Raw genomic sequence first — 17,568 nt, 5'->3', positions numbered from 1 at the left:
GTCAGCTGAGACCGACTCAGATGTCGAGGAAGCGGACGTCCTTGGCATTGCGCTGGATGAACGAGCGCCTTGCCTCCACGTCTTCGCCCATCAGCACGGAGAAGAGGTCGTCGGCCTGTGCCGCGTCGTCGAGCGTGACCTGGCCGAGCACCCGGTGGTCCTGGTCCATCGTGGTGACGCGCAGTTCCTCGGCGTTCATCTCGCCGAGGCCCTTGAAGCGCTGGATGGAGTCCTCCCTGATGCGCTTGCCGGACCCCTTGCCCAGCTCGACCAGGGCGTCGCGCTCGCGGTCCGAGTAGGCGTACTCGAAGTCGTCCCGGCCCCACTTGATCTTGTAGAGCGGCGGGCGCGAGAGGAAGACGTGACCGGCTTCGACGAGCGGCCGCATGAAGCGGAACAGGAACGTCAGCAGCAGGGTGTTGATGTGCTGGCCGTCGACGTCGGCGTCCGCCATCAGAATGATCTTGTGATAGCGGAGCTTCTCGATGTCGAAGTCCTCGTGGACACCGGTGCCGAAGGCCGAGATCAGCGCCTGCACCTCGGTGTTCTGGAGGATCTTGTCGATCCGCGCCTTCTCGACGTTGAGGATCTTGCCTCGGATCGGCAGGATCGCCTGGTACATCGGGTTGCGGCCGGACTTGGCCGAGCCACCGGCCGAGTCACCCTCGACGATGAAGATCTCGCACTTCGTCGGGTCGTTGGACTGGCAGTCGCTCAGCTTGCCCGGCAGCGAGGCCGACTCCAGCAGCCCCTTGCGGCGGGTGAGGTCCCTCGCCTTGCGGGCGGCGACGCGTGCCGTCTGCGCCTGGATGCCCTTGCGGATGATGTCCGCGGCCTCGTTCGGGTTGCGGTCGAACCAGTCGGTGAGGGTCTCGTGGACGACCTTCTGCACGAAGGTCTTCGCCTCCGTGTTGCCGAGCTTGGTCTTCGTCTGCCCCTCGAACTGCGGCTCGCCCAGCTTGATCGAGATGATCGCGGTCAGGCCCTCGCGGATGTCCTCGCCGGAGAGGTTGTCGTCCTTCTCCCGCAGCAGCTTCTTGTCACGCGCGTAGCGGTTCACCAGGCCCGTCAGAGCGGCCCGGAAGCCCTCCTCGTGCGCGCCGCCCTCGTGCGTGTGGATGGTGTTCGCGAAGGAGTACACGCCCTCGGTGTACTGCGAGTTCCACTGCATCGCGATCTCGACGGCGAGCAGCCGTTCCTTGTCCTCGGACTCGACGTCGATGACCGTGGGGTGGATGAGCTCGCCCTTGCGGGAGTTCAGGTACTTCACGAAGTCGACGATGCCGCCCTCGTAGTGGTACTTGACCGTCCGCGCCGGCTCCGCGATGTCCTCGGGCTCCTCGCCCGTCTCCGCACCGGCCGTGGCCTTGGCCGACTCGCGCTCGTCGGTCAGCGTCAGGGTCAGGCCCTTGTTGAGGAAGGCCATCTCCTGGAAGCGACGCGAGAGCGTCTCGAAGGAGTACTCCGTGGTCTCGAAGACGTCGGGGTCCGCCCAGAACGTGACCGTGGTGCCGGTCTCGGTGGTGGCCTCGTGGCGCTCCAGCGGCGCGGTGGGGACGCCCGACTTGTACTCCTGCGTCCAGCGGTAGCCATCCGTCCTGATCTCGACGGCGAGCTTGTAGGACAGTGCGTTCACCACCGAGACACCGACGCCGTGCAGACCGCCGGAGACGGCGTAGCCCCCGCCGCCGAACTTGCCGCCCGCGTGCAGCACGGTGAGCACGACCTCGACGGCCGGCTTCTTCTCGACGGGGTGAATGCCCACCGGAATACCGCGGCCGTTGTCGACGACCCGTACGCCGCCGTCGGCGAGGATCGTGACGTCGATGGTGTCCGCGTGGCCGGCCATGGCCTCGTCGACCGAGTTGTCGACGACCTCTTGGACGAGGTGGTGGAGTCCGCGCTCACCGGTCGAGCCGATGTACATGCCGGGGCGCTTGCGGACCGCGTCCAGACCCTCGAGGACGGTGATCGCGCTGGCGTCGTACGAGGCGGTGACCTCGCCGTTCCCACCGGCAGGGGTGGACGGGGTGTTCTCGTTGGGGTTGCCGGAATCGGCCACGAAGCGCCCTTTCTGGCACAGCACGAGCCGTTCTCCGGACAAGCGGGAGCGGCTGCGTCGTTCGGCATCTAATCGACGTGTCCCGCGACAGATGCGGGACTGCCCACCAGTCTACCGGTATCGCTGACACTCATGGGGGTTTGCCGGTAGCTGAGTCCGCCTGTGGCGCCCTGAACCATCACCGTCCGACTCCCCATATCCGGGAAGGGGCTCCAAGAGGCTCACGCGGGCTTTGAGCGCTTCGACCTGTCAACCTCTCGCTACCGTGAGGGACACCTCACCCGCACCGTTCGGTTTCTCCCGTCCCCGGCAGTGCCGAAAGCGGTCGAAACTCAGCCGTACGTGTCGCCCGGGCCGGTGCTGCCGGGTGCCCGCAACGGGCCGAACCTGCGCTGCGGGCCGCCCGGGCCCAGCACCTTGATCGCGCGGACTGTTCCGTGGCCGAGGTCCTCGTTGAGCCGTGCCACCAGACGCGGGGCGAGCAGACGCAGCTGCGTCGCCCACACAGTCGAGTCGCACTGCACGGTGAGCACCCGCTCGTCCGGAGCCTCGTCGTACCGCAGGGGGACGCAGTGCTTGGCCAGGTCCTCGCCGACGATCTGGGGCCAGCGGCCCATCACCCCGCCCACGGCGGCCGGCGTCTCCCAGCCCCGCTCAGTGATCAACCGGTTGATCGCGGCGCCCAGCGGCAGCGGGTCCCGCCCGTCGGCCCGGGCACCGGAGCGCAGCCCCCCACCCCGTCTGGCCTGCTTCTTCTGCTGCGCCGCCGCACCGCGGGCCTTGGCCTGCTCCTTCGCGGCGCGCAGTGCCACACGGGCCAGGTCGACACCCGACGCCTCGGGCGCGCCGGGCGCCTGTGGCCCGGCGGGCCGCTCCGTGCCCTCACCGGTCATGCGCGCTCCACCGCCCCGCCGAAGACCTGGTAGCGCGCCCCGGCCAGCACCGCGGGGACGTCGTCGTCGACGGCCGCGGTCACCAGCACCTGCTCTCCGGGAGCCACCAGCTCGGCCAGCCGCTCCCGTCGCCGGGCGTCGAGTTCGGCGAACACGTCGTCGAGCACGAGCACGGGCTCATTGCCCTCGGCCCGCAGCAGGTCGTAAGAGGCGAGTCGCAGTGCCAGCGCGTACGACCACGACTCGCCATGGCTGGCGTAGCCCTTCGCGGGCAGCTGTCCCAGCTTCAGGGACAGTTCGTCACGGTGCGGGCCGACCAGGGTCACACCCCGCTCGATCTCCTGCTTGCGCGTCTCCGCCAGCGCCGCCGTCAGCTGTTCGCACAGCGCCTCGCGGCCGTGCAGATCGCCCGTGGGACCGGCGGAGGAACGGTACTCCAGCGAAACCGGCCCGCCGCCGGGCGCGAGCGCCTCGTACGCCTTGTCGGCCAGCGGCCGCAGTGCGGCGATCAGGTCCAGGCGCTGGGCCGTCACCTCCGCACCCGCACGGGCCAGATGCTGGTCCCACACATCGAGCGTCGACAGATCCATGCCCCGGCCGCCGTGCCGCCGTGCCATCGCCGCCGACTTGAGCAGCGTGTTGCGCTGCTTCAGCACCCGCTCGTAGTCGGATCGCACACCGGCCATGCGCGGCGAGCGCGCCGTGACCAGCTCGTCGAGAAAACGCCTGCGCTCGCCCGGATCGCCCTTCACCAGCGACAGGTCCTCCGGGGCGAAGAGCACCGTGCGCACGATGCCCAGCACATCTCGCGGCCTGACCTGCGAGGACCTGTTGATACGGGCACGATTCGCCCGGCCGGGGTTCAGCTCGAGCTCGACCAGCTGCGAGCGCTCTCCCTGGGTGACGGCGGCACGGATCACCGCACGCTCGGCGCCCATCCGCACCAGGGGTGCGTCGGACGAGACCCGGTGGCTCGAGAGGGTGGCGAGATAGCCCACGGCCTCGACGAGATTCGTCTTCCCCTGTCCGTTCGCCCCCACGAAAGCGGTGACGCCCGGATCGAGAGGGACCTCGACCCGGGCGTACGAGCGGAAGTCGGCCAGCGACAGATGCGTGACGTGCATGGTGTGGCGCCGACCTTCCCCCGGCGTGGCTGCGCACCGTGTGCACAGCCTGTGGACTACTTCTTGCTCTCCACCGCGTGACCACCGAACTGGTTGCGCAGCGCGGCGATCATCTTCATCTGCGGGGAGTCGTCCTGCCGGGACGCGAAGCGGGCGAACAGCGACGCGGTGATCGCGGGCAGCGGGACGGCGTTGTCGATGGCGGCCTCCACCGTCCACCGGCCCTCGCCGGAGTCCTGTGCGTAGCCCCGCAGCTGCTCCAGGTGCTCGTCCTCGTCAAGCGCGTTGACGGCGAGGTCCAGCAGCCAGGAACGGATGACCGTGCCCTCCTGCCACGAGCGGAAGACCTCACGCACATCGGTGACCGAGTCGACCTTCTCCAGGAGCTCCCAGCCCTCGGCGTAGGCCTGCATCATGGCGTACTCGATGCCGTTGTGGACCATCTTCGCGAAGTGGCCGGCACCCACCTTGCCCGCGTGGACGGATCCGAACTCGCCCTCCGGCTTGAGCGCGTCGAAGATCGGCTGGACCTTCGCGACGTTCTCCTCGGTGCCGCCGTACATCAGCGCGTAGCCGTTCTCCAGGCCCCACACACCGCCGGAGACACCGCAGTCGACGAAGCCGATGTCCTTGAGCCCCAGTTCGACGGCGTGCTTCTCGTCGTCCGTCCAGCGGGAGTTGCCACCGTCGACGACCACGTCGCCCGGCGAGAGCAGCTCGGCCAGCTCGTCGATCGTGGACTGCGTCGCGGCGCCTGCAGGGACCATGACCCAGACGACCCGCGGGCCCTTGAGCTTGCCCACAAGCTCCTCGAGGCTGTGGACGTCAGCGAGATCGGGGTTGCGGTCGTACCCGATGACGGTGTGGCCGGCGCGGCGGATGCGCTCGCGCATGTTGCCGCCCATCTTGCCGAGACCGACGAGACCGAGCTCCATCAGATGATTCCTCAATCGTTGTGTGCCGTACCTACCCGTGTCCGAGCCTACGCCCGGACACGGGTGCACACCTGTGGGGTCACGCGCTCAAAAGCCGCTGATCAGCCGCTCAGGCGCACCGGCATGATCAGGTACTTGTACGCCTCGTCCGCCTCGGCGTCCACGGCCGGACGGCCGCTCAGCAGAGCCGGCTTGGTGGAGGTCGTGAACGACAGCTGTGCGACGGGCGAGTCGATGGCGCTCAGGCCGTCCAGCAGGAAGGTCGGGTTGAACGCGATCGAGATGTCGTCGCCGTCCAGCTGTGCGTCGACACGCTCCACAGCCTGTGCGTCGTCACTGGAACCGGCCTCGAGGATCAGCACGCCCTGCTCGAAGCTGAGCCGCACCGGGGTGTTCCGCTCGGCGACGAGGGCGACACGCTTGACGGCCTCCACGAACGGGGCGGTCTCGATGACGGCCACCGAGTTGAACTCGGTCGGGAACAGGGTCCGGTACTTGGGCAGGTCGCCTTCGAGCAGACGGGTCGTGGTCCGCCGGCCCGCGCCCTCGAAACCGATCAGGCCCTCACCGGCACCGGAGCCGGAGAGCGCCAGGGTGACGGTGTCCCCGCTGGTCAGCGCCTTGGCCGTGTCCAGGAGCGTCTTGGCGGGCACCAGGGCGACAGCCGAGGCGTCCGGGCTCTCCGGCTTCCACAGGAACTCGCGGACCGCGAAACGGTAGCGGTCGGTGGAGGCCAGGGTGACCGTGTCGCCCTCGATCTCGATGCGCACACCGGTCAGCACGGGAAGCGTGTCGTCGCGGCCGGCGGCGATGGCGACCTGGGCGGCGGCGGAGGCGAAGACCTCACCGGGCACGGTGCCGGTCGCGGTCGGCATCTGCGGGAGCGCCGGGTACTCCTCCACAGGGAGGGTGTGCAGGGTGAACCGGGAAGAGCCGCAGACCACGGTCGCTCGTACACCGTCTGTGGAAATCTCCACGGGGCGGTTGGGCAGGGCGCGGCAGATGTCGGCGAGAAGGCGGCCGGAGACCAGGACGGTGCCGTCCTCGTCGACCTCGGCCTCCACCGAGACGCGCGCCGAGACCTCGTAGTCGAAGCTCGAGAAGCTGACGGCGCCGTCCTCGGCCTTCAGGAGAAGGCCCGCGAGCACGGGCGCCGGCGGACGGGCCGGGAGGCTGCGGGCCACCCAGGCCACCGCCTCCGCGAGTACATCGCGCTCCACCCGGATCTTCACCGGAACCGCCTCCTGCTGTTGCTCGCTCGCCCTGCTGGCCTTCTTCGTCGGCTTGATGCCGGGGACCAGTCTGACGTACGGCGCCGACAGTCGGTGCGGGTCGGGGTCAAGTCGTCGAGATCGGCACCAGGCGGTCCGGGCTCGAGTTGTGCACAGGGCCCTCTTCCAAACGAATTCCGGGCTAACTATGAGTGGGAGTAGTAGTAGGTCCTGTGGAAACCGTGGATAACGTCGTCTGCGCAGGTCAGGGTCACTTTTTTGTCCACCGCGCCTGTGGGTGGGACCCGTGGACAACCCGGCGGTTCTGTGGACACGCGAAAGTTCTGCACACCCGGTGCACAGGCAGGGGGGACTTCTCCCCAGCGCTGTCCCCAGCTTTACCCACGTTCCCCACAGGCCAACCGACCTCGTTGGTGTGACGGCTTTCACTCGACGCGGTGAGAGGGCGTGTTTCATTGCCGAACAGTGGACAGGGGTGTGGAGAAGCTGTGGGCAACGCGCCGTTGCCTGTGGGTCGCCGGTGGACAACGACGATCACGGCCTGTGGACGATCTCGGTGTCCACAGTCTGTGGAGCACGGTTGACCACAAATCCCCAAGCGACTGACCTGGGCTGACAGCCGGCCCAGTGGGCTGCCTGTGGACCGCCTCTGGACAACTTCACGGTCCCCAGGCTGTGGACGGAGATTTCCTCCCACATCTGTGGAGAACCGCTCGACGAGGACTTGAATTCGAACACGGCCAACGCCGGAGAACGACGGAGGGCACCCCGGGAACGTGTCCGGGAGCGCCCTCAGGAGCCGTGCGGTCGGTCTGTCAGCCGTTCTTGATGCGGTTGGTGAGCTCGGTGACCTGGTTGTAGATGGAGCGTCGCTCCGCCATCAGCGCACGGATCTTCCGGTCCGCGTGCATCACCGTCGTATGGTCGCGACCGCCGAACTGCGCGCCGATCTTCGGCAGCGAGAGATCGGTCAGCTCCCGGCACAGGTACATGGCGATCTGGCGAGCGGTCACCAGTACGCGGCTGCGCGACGAGCCGCAGAGATCCTCCACCGTGAGACCGAAGTAGTCCGCGGTGGCCGCCATGATGGCGCTCGCGGTGATCTCGGGAGCCGCGTCCTCGCCGCCGGGGATCAGATCCTTGAGCACGATCTCGGTGAGCCCCAGGTCCACGGGCTGCCGGTTGAGCGACGCGAACGCCGTCACACGGATCAGCGCGCCCTCGAGCTCCCGGATGTTGCGGGAGATCCGGGACGCGATGAACTCCAGCACCTCCGGCGGGGCGTTCAGCTGCTCCTGTACCGCCTTCTTCCGGAGGATCGCGATACGCGTCTCCAGTTCCGGCGGCTGCACATCGGTCGTCAGACCCCACTCGAACCGGTTGCGGAGCCGGTCCTCCAGCGTCACGAGCTGCTTGGGCGGCCGGTCGGAGGACAGCACGATCTGCTTGTTGGCGTTGTGGAGCGTGTTGAAGGTGTGGAAGAACTCCTCCTGCGTCGACTCCTTGCTCGCCAGGAACTGGATGTCGTCGACGAGGAGGATGTCCACGTCCCGGTAGCGCTTGCGGAAGGTGTCGCCCTTGCCGTCGCGGATCGAGTTGATGAACTCGTTGGTGAACTCCTCCGAGCTCACGTACCGCACCCGGGTGCCCGGGTAGAGGCTGCGCGCGTAGTGCCCGATGGCATGCAGAAGGTGGGTCTTGCCGAGCCCCGACTCCCCGTAGATGAAAAGCGGGTTGTAAGCCTTGGCCGGCGCCTCGGCGACGGCGACGGCCGCGGCGTGTGCGAAGCGGTTGGAGGCGCCGATCACGAAGGTGTCGAAGAGGTACTTGGGGTTGAGCCGGGCATGAGGCTCGCCGGGGCCGGGTGCGGGCGCCGGCTGAGCGCCCAGCGGGCCGGGAGCGCCCGTGGGGCCGCCGCCGCGGTGCGGAGGCTGCGTCTCGGGCAGGGAGTGCCGCTCGGGGCGCGACTCGTACCGCCGGTGCTCCGACGGCTGCGGGGACCGGTAGTCGTGCTGCGGCTGCCGCTGCGGAGGGGAGCCGTAGGGGTCGCGGTCCTGGAAGCCGCCGAGCCGCGGCTGCTGCCAGGACAGGTCTTCCTGGGACCGGGGCCAGGCGCCGGGCTCCGGGCGCTGCTGGTACTCCGGATAGGCCGGCCGGGCCGTGGGCAGACCGTCGTCCGGGGCAGGCCGGTGCCCGTACGTGTCATAGGGGTCGCTCTGGCGTGGCTCGTCGTGCTGCGGTCCTGGGTACCGGGGGGCCTGCTGCTGAGCGGGGGGCGCCGGGGGGACGGGTCCCTCACCGACGGAATCGTCGACGGTGATCGCAATACGGATGGGGCGGCCGCACTCGCGGCTCAGCGTCTCGCTGATGAGAGGGGCCAGCCGGCCCTCGAGCACGCGCTTGCCCCATTCGTTGGGCACGGCGAGCAGAGCGGTGTCCGCGACCAGGGCGAGCGGCTGGCAGCGCTCGATCCACTGTTTGTCCTTGGGCTCTACGCCTTGCTGGCCCTCGTCGAGGAGCTGCTCCAGCACTCGTGGCCACACTGCGGCAAGATCGGCAGGTACGTCAGCCACAGGGCACGCTCTCTCGCAGGTCCCACGAATGTGTGGTTCTCGGGACGGGATGGGAAGACAGGCAGGAAAAGAATCCGAGTTCAGCCACGGTAGTCAGGGCGACCCGCGTGGTTCAAGTTGTTGTCCACAGCCTGTGCACAGTGGACCACGGCGTGGGGCTGGTTTGACCGGATGGCGTAGCCGCGCGTACCGTGACCAGGTCGAGTTGTCGATGGCTGCTGCCGCCTGCCTCCGATGGGCAAAGATCACGATCTGTGATCGTGAAGCGGTGCACTCGGGCGTAAACGCGAGCTACTCGTGGGCGCACGGTGACAGCCAGGCGACGTCCCGCCATCTACGAATCATTTCTGGAGCCCCCGAGTGAGCAAGCGCACCTTCCAGCCGAACAACCGTCGTCGCGCGAAGACCCACGGTTTCCGCCTGCGCATGCGTACCCGTGCCGGCCGCGCCATCCTGGCGAACCGCCGCGCCAAGGGTCGCACCAACCTGTCCGCCTGATCGCGTACAGGTCATGACGTGCTGCCTACCGAGAATCGGCTGAGGCGGCGCGAGGACTTCGCGACTGCGGTACGTCGAGGACGCAGGGCCGGTCGCCCGCTACTCGTCGTCCACCTTCGCAGCGGTGAAATGGACCCGCACGCGCCTGGGGAGAGCGCCTCCCCGACGTGTGCGGGTTTCGTCGTGAGCAAGGCGGTGGGCGGCGCTGTCGTCCGCAACAAGGTCAAGCGGAGACTGCGCCACCTCATGCGCGATCGGCTGTCAGAGCTGCCCCCCGGTAGCCTGGTGGTCGTACGGGCGCTGCCCGGAGCGGGCGACGCCGAACACACTCAGCTGGCCCGAGACCTGGACGCCGCTCTTCAGCGGCTGCTGGGAGGGGGCGCGCGATGAAGTACCCGCTGCTGGCTCTGATCAAGATCTACCAGTGGACGATCAGCCCACTGCTGGGGCCTGTCTGCAGGTACTACCCGTCGTGTTCCCACTACGGGTATACGGCCATTGACCGGCACGGCGCGGTGAAGGGCACTGCTCTGACCGCCTGGCGCATTCTGCGGTGCAATCCGTGGTCGCCGGGCGGCGTGGACCATGTACCCCCGCGCAAACGCCCGCGGTGGCACGAGATGCTGCGTGATGCCTTGCGCGGCAGCAGCAAGGGCGGGCACTCCGCCGCTGATGTGACTGCCCCGGGGTCGGCCTCCGCAACCCAGGGTCCGGCCGCAGAGACCTCGCCCAATGCTCAAGGAGCCTGATTAGTGGACACGATTGCCAGTCTCTTCAGTTTTATCACCACACCTGTCTCGTGGATCATCGTCCAGTTCCACAAGCTCTACGGGGCGATCTTCGGCCCGGACACGGGATGGGCCTGGGGACTGTCCATCGTGTCTCTCGTGATCCTGATCCGGATCTGTCTGATCCCGCTCTTCGTGAAGCAGATCAAGTCGACCCGGAACATGCAGGCACTCCAGCCGAAGATGAAGGCGATCCAGGAGCGCTACAAGAACGACCGACAGCGTCAGTCCGAAGAGATGATGAAGCTGTACAAGGAGACGGGGACCAACCCCCTCTCCTCGTGCCTGCCCATCCTGGCCCAGTCGCCGTTCTTCTTCGCGCTGTACCACGTGCTGAGCAAGATCGCCTCGGGTGACGAGATCGGGGTGCTCAACAAGGACCTCGTGAACAGCGCGCGTGAGGCGCACATCTTCGGCGCTCCGATCGCCGCGAAGTTCATGGACGACCCGGGCAAGGTCGAGGCGCTCAGCGCCTCCCTCACGGACGTCCGCATCGTCACGGCCATCATGATCGTCATGATGTCGGCGTCGCAGTTCTACACGCAGCGCCAGCTGATGCAGAAGAACGTCGACCTCACCGTCAAGACGCCGTACATGCAGCAGCAGAAGATGCTGATGTACATCTTCCCGGTGATCTTCGCGGTCATGGGTATCAACTTCCCCGTCGGTGTCCTCGTCTACTGGCTGACCACCAACGTGTGGACCCTGGGTCAGCAGATGTACGTGATCAACCAGAACCCGACCCCGGGCAGCAAGGCGCAGGACCAGTACCTGCAGCGTCTGCTGAAGAGCGTCACCTCTCACGGTGAGGTGCGGTCGCGGCGCAAGCGCACTGTCGTCCAGGCCATCGTGGCCAAGGGCACGGACCGCAACGAGAACGAGCGCCGATTCGTCAGCGGTCTCGCCAAGGTCGGTCTGGCCGCCCAGGCGGACGGCACGGTCACCAAGAGCGAGACGGCCGTGGCCGACGCGGAGGGCGGTGCCGGACAGAAGCGTCAGCAGCCCAAGCGCCAGACCAAGGCGAAGCGCCAGGCGGCCACGACGCAGACGGGTACGGCCAAGACTCCCGAGGCTGCCGCCGGCGCTGCCGCGAAGACGTCTCTGGAGAAGGACAAGCCTGCGCAGGGACGCTCTCGGGCCGGTTCCACGCAGGGTGACGCCAAGCCGAACACGGGCGGTGGCAAGTCCACCGGTTCCGCACGCCAGCCCAAGTCCGGACAGCGCAAGGGTCCGCAGCGGCCCAAGCACCCGTCGTCCAAGAAGTAAAAAAGGAGTCCATCCGTGACGGAAGGCACCATCTCCGCCGCCGCCGAGGCCGGCGACACGCTGACCCGCCTCGAGCAGGAAGGTGAGATCGCGGCCGATTACCTCGAGGGTCTGCTGGACATCGCGGACCTCGACGGCGACATCGACATGGATGTCGAGGCCGATCGCGCTGCGGTCTCGATCATCAGCGATTCGGCCAGCCGGGATCTGCAGAAGCTCGTCGGTCGGGAGGGCGAGGTTCTGGAGGCACTGCAGGAGCTGACGCGGCTGGCTGTACTCCGGGAGACGGGCGACCGTAGCCGGCTGATGCTCGACATCGCGGGGTTCCGGGCGAAGAAGCGCACCGAACTCGCCGAACTGGGCGCCAAGGCCTCTGCTGAGGTCAAGAGCTCCGGTGAGCCGGTGAAGCTCGACCCGATGACGCCGTTCGAGCGCAAGGTCGTCCATGACGCCGTCGCGGCGGCAGGTCTGCGGAGCGAGTCCGAGGGCGAGGAGCCCCAGCGCTTCGTCGTCGTACTCCCTGCCTGACCGCTTTGTTCCGTCGGCCCCGTCTGTTCGCAGGCGGGGCCGATCTTTGTCAGCCTGATAGTCAGCCACCAAAGTCCACTTTGCGGCAGTGCGGTACGGAAGGACGGTCCCCGTGACGGAGGCAGAAGAGCTTCCCCAGGCGCCCGAGGCGGCACGGAAGGTATTCGGAGAGTACTTCCCGGAAGCCGTGCGGTATGCGGAGCTGCTCGCGGACGCCGGGGTGAAGCGTGGATTGATCGGCCCACGGGAGGTGCCGCGGTTGTGGGAGCGGCATCTGCTGAACTGCGCCGTTCTCTCCGAGGTCGTGCCGGAGGGCGTCACGGTCTGCGATGTCGGCTCGGGCGCGGGGCTTCCCGGTATCCCCCTGGCGCTGGTCCGGCCCGACCTGAAGATCACCCTGCTTGAGCCGCTGCTTCGGCGGACGAACTTCCTGCAGGAAGTGGTGGAGCTGCTCGGCCTCGATCATGTGACCGTGGTGCGTGGGCGAGCCGAGGAGGTTCTCGGGAAGCTGCCTCCGGTGCATGTGGTGACTGCACGAGCGGTGGCTCCTCTGGATCGGCTTGCCGGCTGGGGTGTTCCCCTTCTGCGGCCCTATGGCGAAATGCTCCTACTCAAGGGCGATACCGCGGAGGATGAGATCCAGGGAGCTCGCGCCGCGCTGAGCAAGATGGGTGTTGTGGAGACCTCGGTGCTCCACGTCGGCGAAGGTCTGGTCGATCCGCTCTCCACGGTCGTCCGCGTCGAGGTCGGGGAGAGCCCTGGCGGTGTGAGGTTCGCCGCAAAGCGGGCCAAGGCTGCGCGTACGAGTCGCACGCGACGTCGTCGCTGAGCCATACACGTAGCCATACGTACTGATTTCGGAGTGTCGTCCCGGTATGTTCGTGCGGCTTGGGCATCGTGTTTCACGTGAAACGTCGCTCACTGCTGCAGGGAATCATCAGCCGCGGCCGTGCGGCCGCCCCGATCAAGGGCCGCAAGCCCCTCGTGCGGGCTACGGAATTGTCCACAGAGGTGGATTCCTCCACAGAACCACGGGCCTCGCTGGTTCACGACCCCGAAAGCATGGCAGGCTCTGCTCATTGCGAGCCTGATGTCGAGGAGAGTGAATCCTTGCGGTCCGACGCCAACATCGCGGGACCGATGACCGATCCGGTCCCCGGTCCCCGTACCGAGTCCGCGGGGGAGGATGTTTCACGTGAAACACCGCCCCCCATGGACGACACTCCCATTGGTCGTGCTGCTCAGCTGGCCGTGGAGGCACTGGGGCGTGCCGGTGAGGGGCTGCCCCGGCCTGAGCAGACGCGCGTCATGGTCGTTGCCAATCAGAAGGGCGGCGTAGGGAAGACCACCACGACGGTCAACCTTGCTGCTTCTCTCGCGTTGCACGGTGCACGCGTTCTGGTGATCGACCTGGATCCGCAGGGCAACGCATCGACGGCTCTGGGGATCGACCACCACGCGGAAGTTCCCTCGATCTATGACGTTCTGGTGGAGAGCAGGCCGCTGGCCGAAGTGGTTCAGCCGGTCCCGGACGTCGAAGGACTCTTCTGCGCCCCCGCCACCATCGATCTCGCCGGTGCGGAGATCGAGTTGGTGTCGCTGGTGGCGCGGGAGAGCAGACTGCAGCGGGCCATCCAGGCGTACGAGCAGCCGCTGGACTACATCCTGATCGACTGTCCCCCCTCACTGGGGCTGCTGACAGTCAATGCTCTTGTCGCCGGCGCCGAAGTGCTCATTCCCATTCAGTGCGAGTACTACGCGCTGGAGGGGCTGGGTCAGTTGCTCCGCAACGTGGACCTTGTGCGTGGGCACCTCAACCCCACCCTGCATGTCTCGACCATCCTGCTCACCATGTACGACGGCCGGACCAGGCTCGCCTCGCAGGTCGCGGACGAAGTGCGCAGTCACTTCGGCGAGGAGGTCCTGCGCACCAGCATTCCGCGCTCGGTGCGCATCTCGGAGGCCCCGAGCTATGGCCAGACCGTGCTGACCTACGATCCGGGCTCCAGTGGCTCGCTGTCGTATCTCGAAGCTGCCCGGGAGATCGCCCTGCGGGGAGTCGGTCTCCACTACGACCCGCAGCATGCCCATGTGGGGCAGAACAGCCAGCAGAACTTGTCGGAGGGGATCCAGTGAGCGAGCGACGTAGAGGATTGGGGCGTGGGCTCGGTGCGCTGATTCCTGCCGCTCCGCAGGAGAAGCAGCCCGCTTCCTCGGGAGCCTCCCCCGTGCAGGGGGCGTCTCCCTTGCTCACCGCGGAAAGGGGTGTGGCCGCGGCCAAGGTCGCCACACTGCCGGCAGCTGCGGCGGCGCCCGACGCCGTCGGCGGCATCGATGACAGGGAGCCGGCTGTCGCGCAACCCGGTCCTCCGGCGGGTGCGCACTTCGCCGAGCTGGAGCTCGACGCGATCTCCCCCAACCCACGCCAGCCACGCGAGGTGTTCGACGAGGACGCTCTCGCGGAGCTTGTGACCTCCATCAAGGAGGTGGGACTTCTTCAGCCGGTCGTCGTGCGGCAGCTGGGGACGGACCAATACGAGCTGATCATGGGCGAGCGCCGCTGGCGTGCTTGCAGGGAGGCCGGACTTGACCGGATCCCTGCGATCGTTCGGGACACCGACGACGAGAAGCTGCTGCTGGACGCCCTTCTGGAGAACCTGCACCGGGCTCAGCTGAATCCGCTGGAAGAAGCAGCTGCCTACGACCAGCTGTTGAAGGACTTCAACTGCACCCACGATCAACTGGCCGACAGGATCGGTCGTTCTCGTCCGCAGGTGTCCAACACACTCAGGCTGCTGCGGCTCTCCCCGCCGGTGCAGCGGCGGGTGGCGGCGGGAGTGCTCTCTGCCGGGCATGCCCGGGCTCTGCTCTCCGTGGACGACTCCGAGGAGCAGGACCGGCTTGCGCACCGGATCGTCGCGGAGGGTCTCTCGGTCAGGGCGGTCGAAGAGATCGTGACGTTGTTGAACTCGAACCCTCAGAGCGCACCCAAGCCCAAGGGGCCGCGGGCCGGTGCCCGACTCTCCCCTGCGCTGTCCGATCTTGCCTCCCGGCTTTCCGATCGCTTCGAGACGCGAGTGAAGGTCGACCTCGGTCAGAAGAAGGGGAAGATCGTTGTCGAGTTCGCCTCGATGGACGATCTTGAGCGAATCCTCGGCACTTTGGCTCCCGGCGAAGGGAACGTGCTGGAGAAGGGTCTCGGGGCAGAGCAGGTCGAGGACGAGGACGCCTGAGTTCTCTGCTTGGCGCCGACTCAAGAGGCGGGTGGTGTTCCGTGTACCGGAACACCACCCGCCCTTTGCCTTGGTGCGGTATCCGTGCCGGGGCTGGGTGGATACGATGCGTTCTGGTACGACGCATCCACCTTGAGCCACTTCGGAAAGAGGGCGAAGGCCATGCGATCGGTGAACTGCGGCCAACTGGTGACAGCAGGCCTGGGCATCGGGGCGGTGGGCGGTTTCGTCAGCAGCCTGCTCCTGGAGAGGAGCGCTCTGGCGGCCGCACGCAGCTCGGCACACGAGGGAGAGGAACAGCTGCCATGGGGCGTCGGCTCGTACCGCTCACGCTGGACAACCTTTCGGACCTTCCCAAGCGCTGTCGTTCGTGTGTCTTCTGGGAACTTGACCCGGTCAGCGGCGAAGCCGCGGTAAAGGCCGGGACCCCTGGACTCGAGAAAGAGGCATGGATTTCAGCAGTGCTGCTCGAGTGGGGCTCGTGCGGTCGCGTGGTCTACGTCGACGAGGTGCCCGTCGGCTTTGTGCTCTATGCCCCGCCCGCGTATGTGCCGCGCTCCAGCGCCTTTCCCACGAGTCCTGTGGCCGCGGATGCGGTGCAGTTGATGACCGCGTGGGTCATGCCCGGCTATCAGGGACAAGGGCTGGGCAGAGTCATCGTGCAGACGGTCGCCAAAGATCTTCTGCGCCGGGGGTTCCGAGCGATTGAGGCGTTCGGCGACGCGCGCTGGAAGGAGCCGGCCTGCGTGCTGCCCGCTGAACACCTCCTTGCGGTCGGCTTCAAGACAGTGCGGCCCCATCCCACTTATCCACGGCTGCGGTTGGAACTGCGGACAACCCTGTCGTGGAAGGAGGACGTGGAGCTGGCGCTGGACCGCCTCCTGGGAGCTGTGCAGAAGGAACCGGCGCTGCGACCGCTCTGACTCGGGACATATGAAAGGGGCCCGTCCATCAAGGACGGGCCCCTTTCATGTTTCACGTGAAACAGCGGAGCGGCGCTTACTCTCCGATGAAGCTCTCGAGGTCGCGGACGATGGCGGCCTTCGGCTTGGCGCCGACGATCGTCTTGGCGACCTCGCCGTTCTGGTAGACGTTCAGTGTCGGGATCGACATGACGCCGTACTTGGCCGCGGTGGCCGGGTTCTCGTCGATGTTGAGCTTCACGACCTGGATCTTGTCGCCGTGCTCGGCCGCGATGGCCTCGAGGGACGGCGCGATCTGGCGGCAGGGTCCGCACCAGGCGGCCCAGAAGTCCACCAGGACGGGCTTGTCGCTCTTGAGGACGTCTTCCTCGAAGGAATCATCGGTCACGTTCTTCAGGGCGCCGGCCACGGCGGCCTCCTTACTTCTCTGCGGGGTGTGGAGGGAGTGGGCTCAAGGGGGTCAGACGACGGGCGTCTTCTCGGGCTCGGCCGTCTTCTCGCTGTCCGAGAGGGCGGCGAGATGGCGCTCGGCGTCCAGGGCCGCGGCGCAGCCGGTGCCGGCGGCCGTGATCGCCTGGCGGTAGGTGTGGTCGACGACGTCACCGGCGGCGAACACGCCCGTGACGTTGGTGCGGGTCGAAGGTGCGTCGACCTTGAGGTAACCCTCACCGTCCAGCTCGAGCTGGCCCTTGAACAGCTCGGTCCGGGGGTCGTGCCCAACCGCGATGAACAGGCCGGTCACCGCCAGCGGAGACTTCTCGCCCGTCTTCGTGTTGTTCAGCGTCAGGCTCGAGAGCTTCTGCTCACCGTGGATCTCGGCGACCTCGCTGTCCCAGGCGAAGGAGATCTTCGGGTCGGCGAAGGCACGCTCCTGCATCGCCTTGGAGGCACGCAGGGTGTCGCGGCGGTGGACGATCGTGACGGACTTGGCGAAGCGGGAGAGGAAGGTGGCCTCCTCCATGGCGGTGTCTCCACCGCCCACCACGGCGATGTCCCGGTCCTTGAAGAAGAACCCGTCGCAGGTGGCACACCAGGAGACGCCACGACCGGAGAGCGCGTCCTCGTTGGGCAGACCGAGCTTGCGGTGCTGGGAGCCGGTGGTGACGATCACGGCCCTGGCGCGGTGGATCGTGCCGGCCGTGTCGGTCACGGTCTTGATGTCGCCGGTGAGGTCGACGGCGACGGTGTCGTCGGGGACGAGCTCGGCGCCGAAGCGCTCGGCCTGGGCGCGCATGTTGTCCATGAGGTCGGGCCCCATGATGCCGTCGCGGAAGCCCGGGAAGTTCTCCACATCGGTGGTGTTCATCAGCGCACCGCCTGCGGTGACAGCTCCCTCGAACACCAGCGGCTGGAGCGATGCCCGCGCGGTGTACAGCGCGGCTGTGTACCCCGCGGGCCCGGAGCCGATGATGATCACATTACGGACGTCGCTCACGGGTTTGTTCCTCGTCTCTGCAGACTGCCTACTGCCTACGGGGCGGGTTTATGGACTCTCACCCCACCCAACGGATCC

17 protein-coding genes are annotated in these 17,568 nt (G+C 67.3%); 9 read left to right on the top strand and 8 right to left on the bottom strand.

All coding sequences use genetic code 11. From position 1 onward, the window contains the following. Positions 1–16: 16 nt before the first annotated feature. The 6 genes from gyrB to dnaA form a co-directional block, all read right to left on the bottom strand. Entirely contained in the window at positions 17–2,086 is a 2,070-nt protein-coding gene (gene gyrB / locus ACFYV1_RS16005) for a DNA topoisomerase (ATP-hydrolyzing) subunit B (protein WP_389396071.1), read from the bottom strand. A gap of 308 nt (positions 2,087–2,394) precedes the next feature. After that, positions 2,395–2,955 carry a DUF721 domain-containing protein gene (locus ACFYV1_RS16000; RefSeq protein ID WP_389396070.1) on the bottom strand — a complete coding sequence of 187 codons (561 nt, stop codon included), beginning with the start codon at positions 2,953–2,955 and terminating at the stop codon, positions 2,395–2,397. After that, complete coding sequence (gene recF, locus ACFYV1_RS15995; protein ID WP_389396069.1) at positions 2,952–4,079, bottom strand: DNA replication/repair protein RecF; 1,128 nt, start codon at positions 4,077–4,079, stop codon at positions 2,952–2,954. Before recF ends, ACFYV1_RS16000 begins: the two co-directional genes overlap by 4 nt. Before the next feature lie 56 nt (positions 4,080–4,135). Beyond that, positions 4,136–5,014 (bottom strand): phosphogluconate dehydrogenase (NAD(+)-dependent, decarboxylating), encoded by an 879-nt coding sequence (gene gnd / locus ACFYV1_RS15990; protein WP_389396068.1) that lies wholly within the window; start codon positions 5,012–5,014, stop codon positions 4,136–4,138. Between the two features lie 101 nt (positions 5,015–5,115). Further along, complete coding sequence (gene dnaN, locus ACFYV1_RS15985; RefSeq protein ID WP_389396067.1) at positions 5,116–6,246, bottom strand: DNA polymerase III subunit beta; 1,131 nt, start codon at positions 6,244–6,246, stop codon at positions 5,116–5,118. Positions 6,247–7,061: 815 nt separating this feature from the next. Then, complete coding sequence (gene dnaA / locus ACFYV1_RS15980; RefSeq protein WP_389396066.1) at positions 7,062–8,819, bottom strand: chromosomal replication initiator protein DnaA; 1,758 nt, start codon at positions 8,817–8,819, stop codon at positions 7,062–7,064. Between the two features lie 360 nt (positions 8,820–9,179). Between dnaA and rpmH the strand changes: the two genes are divergently transcribed. The 9 genes from rpmH to ACFYV1_RS15935 all read left to right on the top strand — a co-directional run bounded on the left by rpmH (position 9,180) and on the right by ACFYV1_RS15935 (position 16,055). Continuing rightward, positions 9,180–9,317 carry a 50S ribosomal protein L34 gene (rpmH, locus tag ACFYV1_RS15975; protein WP_389396065.1) on the top strand — a complete coding sequence of 46 codons (138 nt, stop codon included), beginning with the start codon at positions 9,180–9,182 and terminating at the stop codon, positions 9,315–9,317. An 18-nt stretch (positions 9,318–9,335) separates the two neighbouring features. Beyond that, positions 9,336–9,707, top strand: coding sequence for a ribonuclease P protein component (rnpA, locus tag ACFYV1_RS15970; protein WP_389396064.1), 372 nt, complete (start codon positions 9,336–9,338; stop codon positions 9,705–9,707). Continuing rightward, the gene (gene yidD / locus ACFYV1_RS15965) at positions 9,704–10,066 is read left to right on the top strand and encodes a membrane protein insertion efficiency factor YidD (protein ID WP_389396063.1); all 363 of its coding nucleotides are present in this window, start codon (positions 9,704–9,706) and stop codon (positions 10,064–10,066) included. The genes rnpA and yidD overlap by 4 nt, the downstream gene beginning before the upstream one ends. Before the next feature lie 3 nt (positions 10,067–10,069). Next, complete coding sequence (gene yidC, locus ACFYV1_RS15960; protein ID WP_389396062.1) at positions 10,070–11,371, top strand: membrane protein insertase YidC; 1,302 nt, start codon at positions 10,070–10,072, stop codon at positions 11,369–11,371. Between the two features lie 15 nt (positions 11,372–11,386). After that, positions 11,387–11,899, top strand: coding sequence for a protein jag (locus ACFYV1_RS15955; RefSeq protein WP_389396061.1), 513 nt, complete (start codon positions 11,387–11,389; stop codon positions 11,897–11,899). 112 nt (positions 11,900–12,011) lie between these two features. Further along, complete coding sequence (gene rsmG / locus ACFYV1_RS15950; RefSeq protein ID WP_389396060.1) at positions 12,012–12,728, top strand: 16S rRNA (guanine(527)-N(7))-methyltransferase RsmG; 717 nt, start codon at positions 12,012–12,014, stop codon at positions 12,726–12,728. A 233-nt stretch (positions 12,729–12,961) separates the two neighbouring features. Beyond that, a complete protein-coding gene (locus ACFYV1_RS15945) occupies positions 12,962–14,035 on the top strand; it encodes a ParA family protein (RefSeq protein WP_389396440.1) in 1,074 nt (357 codons plus the stop codon). Then, positions 14,032–15,132, top strand: a complete 1,101-nt coding sequence (locus tag ACFYV1_RS15940; RefSeq protein ID WP_389396059.1) for a ParB/RepB/Spo0J family partition protein — start codon at positions 14,032–14,034, stop codon at positions 15,130–15,132. Before ACFYV1_RS15945 ends, ACFYV1_RS15940 begins: the two co-directional genes overlap by 4 nt. Before the next feature lie 305 nt (positions 15,133–15,437). After that, positions 15,438–16,055, top strand: a complete 618-nt coding sequence (locus ACFYV1_RS15935; RefSeq protein WP_389396058.1) for a GNAT family N-acetyltransferase — start codon at positions 15,438–15,440, stop codon at positions 16,053–16,055. 76 nt (positions 16,056–16,131) lie between these two features. Here ACFYV1_RS15935 and trxA read toward each other — a convergent pair whose 3' ends face one another. Then, positions 16,132–16,464 (bottom strand): thioredoxin, encoded by a 333-nt coding sequence (gene trxA / locus ACFYV1_RS15930; protein WP_100108089.1) that lies wholly within the window; start codon positions 16,462–16,464, stop codon positions 16,132–16,134. A 51-nt stretch (positions 16,465–16,515) separates the two neighbouring features. Further along, complete coding sequence (trxB, locus tag ACFYV1_RS15925; protein ID WP_389396057.1) at positions 16,516–17,490, bottom strand: thioredoxin-disulfide reductase; 975 nt, start codon at positions 17,488–17,490, stop codon at positions 16,516–16,518. Between the last annotated feature and the right edge of the window lie 78 nt (positions 17,491–17,568).

Source organism: Streptomyces sp. NPDC003023, from assembly GCF_042888225.1.
Classification (GTDB): Bacteria; Actinomycetota; Actinomycetes; order Streptomycetales; family Streptomycetaceae; genus Streptomyces.
This window is presented reverse-complemented; position numbering and strand designations above follow the sequence as displayed.

Bases quoted from the DNA above. Each gene is read 5' to 3' on its own strand.
- ACFYV1_RS15935 (WP_389396058.1), top strand. From the start codon at position 15,438: ATGGGGCGTCGGCTCGTACCGCTCACGCTGGACAACCTTTCGGACCTT.
- yidD (WP_389396063.1), top strand. From the start codon at position 9,704: ATGAAGTACCCGCTGCTGGCTCTGATCAAGATCTACCAGTGGACGATC.
- gnd (WP_389396068.1), bottom strand. From the start codon at position 5,014: ATGGAGCTCGGTCTCGTCGGTCTCGGCAAGATGGGCGGCAACATGCGC.
- ACFYV1_RS15945 (WP_389396440.1), top strand. From the start codon at position 12,962: ATGGCAGGCTCTGCTCATTGCGAGCCTGATGTCGAGGAGAGTGAATCC.
- recF (WP_389396069.1), bottom strand. From the start codon at position 4,079: ATGCACGTCACGCATCTGTCGCTGGCCGACTTCCGCTCGTACGCCCGG.
- ACFYV1_RS16000 (WP_389396070.1), bottom strand. From the start codon at position 2,955: ATGACCGGTGAGGGCACGGAGCGGCCCGCCGGGCCACAGGCGCCCGGC.